Here is an 8,285-nt window from a genome sequence, read left to right on the forward strand (position 1 = left end):
CATTCACCATGCACGTCTTGCCCTGACACGGTAAGGTCTTCCGCAGGAGCGGTGGATTGCTCCACCCGACTGTCCCTGCCTGGACGGCCCCGAGCCTTACTCCCGACATGCTATGGTCCCCCGCCGGGTTTCCCCGGTTGCAGCTGTTACCAGCCAAGGTAAGTCGGGTGAGCATTGGAATCTCCAGCAATCCAAGTAATCTGTTGATTACACTCAGTGAAACGCGCCGATACGGCGCACCAGGAACAGGAACACGTCCCTGTCTGATGCATACAGCGTGGTGGTTTCCCTGGTGATGTCGACATAGGGGTTGTGGGTCATGGTGGCCCAGTCGATGACGCCCGGTACCTTCCAGTTGGTGTCACCCGTTCCGTCACCGGCGATCTTGCGCACCGCGCCGACCAACTCATGGTCCCAATGCGGCCGTAATCGGGACCGGTTACGGCACGCAGTTCGACACGGCCGTCTTCAGTCTCCAGCGTTTTCACCAGTTCGGTGCGGTGCGCCAGCAGCCCGTGCTGCAGATTGATCGCCGCCAGAGGCGCGGGGAGATTGCGCAGGTACGACGAGGGTGCCCCTACCAGACTGCACATCTGACCGAAGGACCAGTGGGTGGGGGCAATCGGGTCATTCTGCCCCGGTACGCTCAGGGTCAGGCGCTCGGCATTGTCGCGCGAGGCCTCCACGCGGATGGCACGGCTTTCCACCGTGCGGGCCGTGGCCCGATCCGCCCGCGCCAGTGTGGCGGCGTGCAGGTCGAACAAGGACAGGTAGCGCTCGTCATCGGGTCGCGAGAACCATTCGGACGATACGCGAGCATTGCGCTCGCCACGGGAGGGATCGATCCTGAAGCCGCCAGACGCGGCGCCACGGGACGCAGGGGGCAGGATGGTGGTTGTGGTCATGGAAAACTCTCCTCTGATGCCGGTTATTCGGCACCCAAGGCGAAGCCGCCCTCTCCCTCTTTCCGGGGCACCGGACATGAAAAAAGCGGCTTCCGGGCGCCGGAAGCCGCTGTCTCACTATTCCAAAAACCCATTGCGCTATTCGGCAGCGATGGCCTCCATATCCTCGCATGGCGTCACTGTTTCAACCTGTGCCTGATCGGCCAGCCCTACGGTCTGCAACGCCTCGGGCAGCCAGCCCGAACCTTCCAGCAACCGCTCTGCCTCGCGCGCCATGTCGGGCTTCTTCAGGTGGGCGATGCGCTCTGCCGCCTCGTCGCCACGTGCGTCCCGCACGGCCTGCAGGATGCGCGCCTTGGTCACCCGGCCGAGATAGTTCTCGACGGTAGGCTGCCAGCCCGCCTCGACAAGATCGAGGCTGAGGGCTGACGCCAGTCGATCGGCCCGTTTAAGGCGCTCGGTCACGCTGCGCTGGGACACCGCACCATAGGCGGGCATGCGCTCGTAGAGCGCATTGACCCCAAAAGACAGGCAATGGGCCAGCAGCGCCATACGGCTGGCATCGTCCAGCCCGTCGATCCAGCGCCACAGCGCATCCTCGTCATCCGGCAGGTCGTGCTTCCAGCCCTCATTGCGCTGGCGCAGCGCGTGGGCAGGAAGGCTGCCGGGCATGTCGGGCGAATGGACCGGTAGGGAGATTTCCCGGACATAGGCTTCCAGGCAATCCGCGCCTGATGTCTGCCAGTAAACATCGCGCACCAAGGTGTGCAGCAGTTCCGTCAGGGCGATGTGCGGGTTGCCGGCAAAGGCGTCCCGCAGCGCCAGCGTGCGCCAGGCCGTCAGTTCGGTGAGAAGCCGGTCAGGCAGTGGTTTGATCCCGTCTTCTTCCTCGGGCTCGACGTCGGGAGCGATGCCGTCGCCCTCTCCCTCATGATAGCCTTGGCCTGTGCTATCGTGGTCCTGCCCATCATATGCAGGGCGATCGTATTGATCGGCGTTGCCCGCATTATCGGTCGCTTCCGGCTCACTCGGCATGTCCTCGGGTAGCACGAAACCGCGCTCCACCTGCAGCGTGCCATCGCTGGCAAGGCTGACGAAGGCCCCGGCCCGCGTCATGTCAGCGGGATCGAACGCCAGAGGCCGTTCTTCGAGGGCAAGAATGGCCTGTTCGATCTCGCCCAGCCGCGCATCGACCTCGTCCGGATATTCGTCGGCCTGGGCATATTCGGCCTCGATGGTTTCCTGCTCGACGCGCAGGGCTTCGAGACGGGCTGTCTCTTCATCGGTCAGCGGCACTTCCGTGCCGTCGATTTCCGCGAATTGCCGTGTGTGGCCCCATGGGAAAGATAGGGCCGTCTCGACCCATTTCCAGCCCTCGGCGCGGATATCCTCTGCGGCTGCATGCAATTTTTCCATGACCAGCCGGTCCATAATAGCCGGATCCTGCAGCCAGCCGCCGTCATCGGCCTCGAACAGGTCGCGCATGACGTGGCCACCCGCTACGATATAGGCCTCCAGCCCGACGAAACGGGCACGGGCATCCGAAGCCCGCACGGTCTTCTCCGTCAGCATGCGGCGAATGACATAGGGTTCACGGTTATGGCTCTGGGACACGATGTCCCAGACCTGTTCCTGGCGGGCGTGGTCATCGCTGATGGAAAAGGCCATCAACTGCTCCAGCTTCATGCCATCCTGCTCATAGATATCCAGCAGCGTGTCGGAAACGGTCATCAGCCGCAAACGCTGTTTAACCACGGCCGGTGCGACAAAGAACGCTGCGGCGATTTCCTCTTCAGACATGCCTTTTTCCAGCATGTCACGGAAGGCACGAAACTGATCCAGCGGGTGCAGGGCCACGCGCTGCACGTTCTCGGCCAGGGAGTCGTCCTCGGCGAGAATGGCCGATCCGGCCTCGCGCACCACGCACGGTACCGAGGCCGTCTTTGCCAGCTTCTTCTGCTTAACCAGCAGTTCGAGGGCGCGGAAACGACGCCCACCGGCCGGAACTTCATAGGTACCGGTCTCGGCCCCTTCGCCGTCAAGGACGGGCCGGACGTTCAGGCTCTGGAGCAGCCCACGACGTTCGATGTCGTGGGCCAGTTCCTCGATCGACAGGCCTGACTTCACACGCCGCACATTGGACTGGGACAGCACCAGTCGGTTGAACGGGATGTCACGGGAGGAACTCAGGGTGATTTTGGAAATAGCGGTCGCCATGGCGAAAACTCCATGACAGGCGGACAGGAGACTCTCTCCCATCCTCTCAACCCGTCACGAAAATCCGCGCAGCCCTCTGACTCTGACGGCTGCACCCAAGCCAGCACGCTCTCCTCTTTCCCGGCAGAAAAAATGTCGGCAATGGGGGAGAGCGGAATGTTGCTTATTGGGAGAGGATGGCCGAAAGTAGCCATGCGCAGCGCTAATTTACATGACGACGATCAAGCGAACTTAGTCCATTCAGCGGAAAAGGCGCGGTTGTAGGAACGGTCGCTTTCAGCGTAAGCTGGCGTCCGGCTATTCGGCTTGGGAATAGCGGATAGTTACCAAATTTTCTCTGTAGGGTAACGGAAAAAACCAACGCGTGGCTTCCTCGACGATCATCAACATCCCGACCGACGACAAGGTGTTCGAGAGCAACTGTGTTCCGCTTTTCGCAGGGCTTCTCCATGACCCAAACGTCAAGCTCTTGGGTACGCGAGGCAAGAAGCAGTTTGGCCTCGATCTGATTGGCAGGCGCGACCGCGATTCAGGCCAGCCAGTCGGTATCCAGTGCAAACTAATCACCCGTGGCGCCAAGCTCACCGAAGCGACGATCCGCAAGGAGGTCGACCAAGCGATGGGTATCAAACCGGCACTGACGGAATTCTATATCGTCACCACCGCGACTGACGAGCCTGCTCACGACTTCCTTGCGATCGAGTTGACCCAAGACCATGCGAAGCTTGGCCGCACGGTCGATATTCAAATCTGGGGCTGGGACACCCTTCAGGAAAAAATCCGAAACGACCCGAAGGCGCTTGCGGCCTTCGATCCTGATTACAGCGCGTCGACTAATCGCCTGCTTGAGCTCGGAAGCGAGACGCTGTCGGGACAGGCGGATATCCGCGCTCAGAATAACCAGATACTGCAACATCTGGAGGTGGTCCGCGAGACGATTACGATCGGGCCGATCGATACGGTCCGCAGCGTCTTCGATCAGCATCTAGATGCACAGATCGACCTATATCGCGACATGCTGAACGCGGGAAAGCCGCGCACCGCGCTGGAATTGCTCCAGAAGCTCGATAATACCCTCGACGAGAAGAGTGCAGTCTCGATCCGCGCGCGCGTCAAGGTCAATATCGCCATCGCCCGGATGAAGCTCGGCGACGAAATCGATGCCGCCCCTCTTCTCGATGAAGCTTATGCCCTCAATCCGACAGATCCACGCACGCGAGCGAATAGGATCCTCTCACTCGCCATCCGGGGGGATTTGGCGGGTGCATGGAGGCTCGCGGAGGACATACTCGCCGAGGATGCTGGTAATGCGGGCGCTTCCGGGCTCGCCTTCCAGGTGGCGGCGATGGACAGTGTCGAGCGAGACCCCATGGCGATCGTTCCGCCGGAACTTCTGGATGACCATAATGTTCGCATCCACCGCATCAACTACCTTCGCGAGAAAGGTGCCCCGGACAGTTGGTGGGCCCTAGCTGCCGAAACGCTCGAACGCTTCCCTCAGGATGGCAATTCTATCCGGATGGCCGGTGATGCTCTGGTCGACGAAGCTCTTTCCGGCGACGTCGTCGAACGCCTCGGTCGTGTTCCGGACGATCGACGGACAAAGCTTCGCGAAGGCACGTAACTGCTGCAGCGCCACTGGAAGGAGGTTCGTCACTTTGAGCATGCAGCTGAGCCCAGTTGGTGCATGGTTGGGTATAATCTCATCACCGCCTACCGGGTCCTGGGGGATCTCGACCAGGCGAAACGCATTGCAGATCAGGTTCTGGCGACTGGGACCAAGGATCCAGATGCTGCGCTGACAGCGGCATGTGTGGCTATCGATCTCGAAGAATTTGCCGAGGCCAAGCGGTTCCTCCGCAGCGCTTCCCTTTCCGACAATGCGGTAATTCCACTGCTTGTAGCACTTTCCAACCTTCACGAATGGGCGGGGGTCATCGAGGAGGCGACCAACGAGCGTCGCGAAAAACTGCCGATTTCCTCGCGTCAGCTTTTCGACGTGTTGGTCTTCCGCGCACGGCATGCCGGTAAGACGGGCGCAAACCTTGACGAGGATGTCGAGCAACTCCTCGCACGCTGGCCACTGGGTGTCGCAGCCCATATCGCCGTTGCGGACATTTATCGGATGGCGAGACCCGAAGAGCTCGCAGCGATGGCCGAGAAAACGCGATTGCTCATCACGCCAGCGACAAGCTATTCGGACAGGGTGATGTTCGCCCAACTCTCGCTGTTTCGCCAAGCATGGGAAGATATCATTGGTGCACTCGATGGGTTTGTTGGTCTGGACCAGCCGTCAGAGCCTCTGGCTTGGCTTGCCCACGCCTTCGCAAACGCGCCGACGCAGGCGAGGACATCGCCCTTCTATCAGTCGCTTTCCCCAGAGGTGATCGCTCTTCCATGCTATGCACGGCTGGCCGGCATGGCTGAGTACAAGCGGGGCAATCTCAAAGCCGCAGAGCGCTACCTCCGCTCGGCGATTTCTGCGGCGCCGACCGACCTGCGCGCAGTTCTCCTGCTGTCGAGCACGCTGATGCGCGCCAATCAGGAAGACGAAGCTCGGGAATTGATTGCAGGCGTCGACGACGATGCGGTGAACGGCTCTCCCGACGATCTCATGCGGCTTGCTCATCGGCATCGCCGCGCGGGTGAAACCACGCGGGCGCTAAAACTCGCCTACAGGATGGCCGCAACCAATCGCCACGATGAAAGTGTCGTATCTTCCTATCCCTCGCTCATCCTCATGAACGAGGCCCTGCCTTCTCCGATCGGTCAGGCTGGTCCAGCACAAACTGGCTTCTGGTTCGATCTTGAAGGGTTGGATGGCGCCAGGGACGTCACCGGCATCATCGACGATGAAGATATTGTCGGGATTGACCGGTTTGCGCTGAACCATCCCTTGGCAATCGCGCTGACGGGAAAATCTGTCAACGAAGTAATCGAAATCCCGGCGAAAATAGGCGTTTCGAGGCGTTACAGGATAAGAAAGCTCAAGCACAAATATATCTGGCTGCTCCACGATATCATGGCGACGCACGCGGCCCGGTTCCCAGCTGCGCGATCGTTGTTCGAGATGAGCATGAAGGAAGGCGACGTACAACCGCTCCTCGATATGGTTCGCGCCCTTCAGGACAGGAACGACGTGGTCGTCGCGACTTACATGTCTCATCCTTTTCCGCTAGCGGCGATTGCGGCGCTCTCTAATCAGTCGGTCCTTCAACTGGCCGGACATCTGACGCGAACCGGAACCAATCTCCGCACCTGTATCGGTGCGGTTGAGGAGGACAAAGCAGCCACGATGTTCGTGCGCCAAGCGCGCGGCAAGGGTGTTGCTCTCGACACACTGACCGTCTGGCAACTATGCGAACTTGGACATCTGCAGACTGCAAAGGACTATTTCGGAAGACTATGCATCGCGCGCTCGACCATGGACGAAATGATCGAGTTGCGGGCGAAATTCGAGAGTGCTCGTGGCCGCGAATTCATGACCATAGACTTCGATGGCGAACAGGCATATCGGCAGGTCCATAGCCCCGAGGATACGGAGAAGCGGCTGAAATGGGTGAATGCAGTCATCGAGGACCTTGAGGCCTGCTGTGAGATCCTGCCGGTCGATGGGTCACTTGATGTTCGGCTGGACAAGCTCCTCGACAATCTTGGATCGAAGGAAATATTCGATCCCATCACCCTCGCGCGAGCCGAGGACGTCATCATCCTCTCGGAAGATCTGAACTTCCGCCAATGTGCAGCAAGTCAGGGCGTCAAGGGCGGGGCCTGGCTCCAAGTGGTTCTGAACGTATTTGCAAGAGATGGCCAGATCACACGCGACCAATATCTGGTCGGCGTTGGCATGCTTGGGGCAATGCGTCACGAACATCTCAGCCTCGACGCCCAGACACTACTCCAGATGCTCGCACTAGACGATCCGCGAGCCTTTGCATTGTTTAACGCGGCTATCCAGTTCATCGGTGGACGCAATGCTCATATGCCTTCGCACATCGCCGTCTCGATCGATACCATGAGAGGAGTATGGAAGCTGAATCTGCCGTCATGGCAGCAAAGTCGCGTCATCGGCAGTTTGTTGGCACAACTGGTGCGGTCGCGACCCGGCGACTGGAAATTGGTCCTTCACATTATCGATGCCGAACTTGCGAAGCGTGCCCGCGTCGGCGATCATCTTGGCCAACAGACGCGAGATTATCTGGCAGACTGGATCAAAGGCCATTTTTACGATCTGGCTGAAATTCGATCACAGGAGCGTGTCATCGCATCTGTCGAACCGCGGCGCCGGACAAAGAGAGCAAAAGTATCCCGTCCCAAGAAAATCGGTCGAGATTAGGACGAATGCTTCGCTCTCATTGGGAACGGCAGGTATCCCCTATTCATGATCCGGGAGCTGCCTGTCTCGAATGGCTCCAACACGCTCCTTGGCGGTTCGCACAACAATGTTGGCTTTCGGCAGACTGTCATACCCCCCGTAGGTGTCGGCTATGAAGGCGTCTGCCGCCTGTCCGCTTCACGTTCCTTGAGCGGACAGGCAGTTCGGGGGGGTGTACGGAAGGTCTGTTGTCGGTGACATTATGAGCAAAACAGACATTCGCAGATGCAATGTCTAGCAGGCTGTCGGGTTGGGGTACCTGCCTCTGGCGATCTGCGGTAAGCTTTCAGGATGAGCAGCTTCATCCCGTTTGATCGATCGCAGCCGTATCTTCTGCCGCCGGATCTGAAATCATGGCTGCCGGCGGACGATGTGGCGCATTTCATCGTGGCGGCAGTAGAGCGGGTGCCGCTGGGGGCATTTTCCGTGCCTGTGCGGACTGGCGGCAAGGCGCAGTATCATCCGCGCCTGATGCTGGCGCTACTGGTTTACGCCTATGCGAACGGCGTATTCTCATCGCGTCGGATCGAACGGGCGACGTGTCGTGACATCGGCATGCGCTTTGTGGCGGCGAACCTGCATCCAGACCATGACACGATCGCGACGTTCCGGCGCAGCAACCGTATGGCGATCGAGGGTAATCATCCGGCGAGAGACGCGGGCGTATTCAGGCGGCGATGGTATTGTGGACCTGCTGGTGGGCTTTCCAGTGCCAGGGCAGGAGTTCATGGAGGCGTGGATTGGGGATGTCATTGATCCGTGCCAGGACATCAGCGAGCCATGCATGG

The 8,285-nt window shown here is 59.8% G+C and carries 4 protein-coding genes and 2 pseudogenes; 3 read left to right on the forward strand and 3 right to left on the reverse strand.

Annotated features, from left to right (window positions below; all coding sequences use genetic code 11):
- Positions 1-237 precede the first annotated feature (237 nt).
- Positions 238-905: pseudogene (locus tag CFR72_RS15695) on the reverse strand (DUF932 domain-containing protein); the annotation flags it as partial.
- A 138-nt stretch (positions 906-1,043) separates the two neighbouring features.
- Positions 1,044-3,122, reverse strand: coding sequence for a ParB/RepB/Spo0J family partition protein (locus CFR72_RS15700; protein ID WP_110914719.1), 2,079 nt, complete (start codon positions 3,120-3,122; stop codon positions 1,044-1,046).
- A gap of 364 nt (positions 3,123-3,486) precedes the next feature.
- Here CFR72_RS15700 and CFR72_RS18185 point away from each other — a divergent pair, with 364 nt between their 5' ends.
- From CFR72_RS18185 to CFR72_RS15710, 3 genes and pseudogenes are all read left to right on the forward strand, one after another.
- Positions 3,487-4,746 carry a tetratricopeptide repeat protein gene (locus CFR72_RS18185; protein ID WP_244182342.1) on the forward strand — a complete coding sequence of 420 codons (1,260 nt, stop codon included), beginning with the start codon at positions 3,487-3,489 and terminating at the stop codon, positions 4,744-4,746.
- 63 nt (positions 4,747-4,809) lie between these two features.
- On the forward strand, positions 4,810-7,458 hold the full coding sequence (locus CFR72_RS15705) for a tetratricopeptide repeat protein (protein WP_244182343.1): 2,649 nt from the start codon (positions 4,810-4,812) through the stop codon (positions 7,456-7,458).
- Between the two features lie 330 nt (positions 7,459-7,788).
- Positions 7,789-8,169 (forward strand): annotated as a pseudogene (locus CFR72_RS15710) (transposase); the annotation flags it as partial.
- On the opposite strand, the gene CFR72_RS18405 reads toward CFR72_RS15710, so the two are convergent.
- Positions 8,165-8,285 (reverse strand): transposase domain-containing protein (locus CFR72_RS18405; protein ID WP_146220762.1); only part of this gene is annotated, 121 nt, incomplete at its 5' end. The pseudogene CFR72_RS15710 and the gene CFR72_RS18405 sit on opposite strands and share 5 nt — an antisense overlap.

The sequence above is a fragment of the Gluconacetobacter entanii genome (genome assembly GCF_003206495.1).
Lineage (GTDB): Bacteria > Pseudomonadota > Alphaproteobacteria > Acetobacterales > Acetobacteraceae > Novacetimonas > Novacetimonas entanii.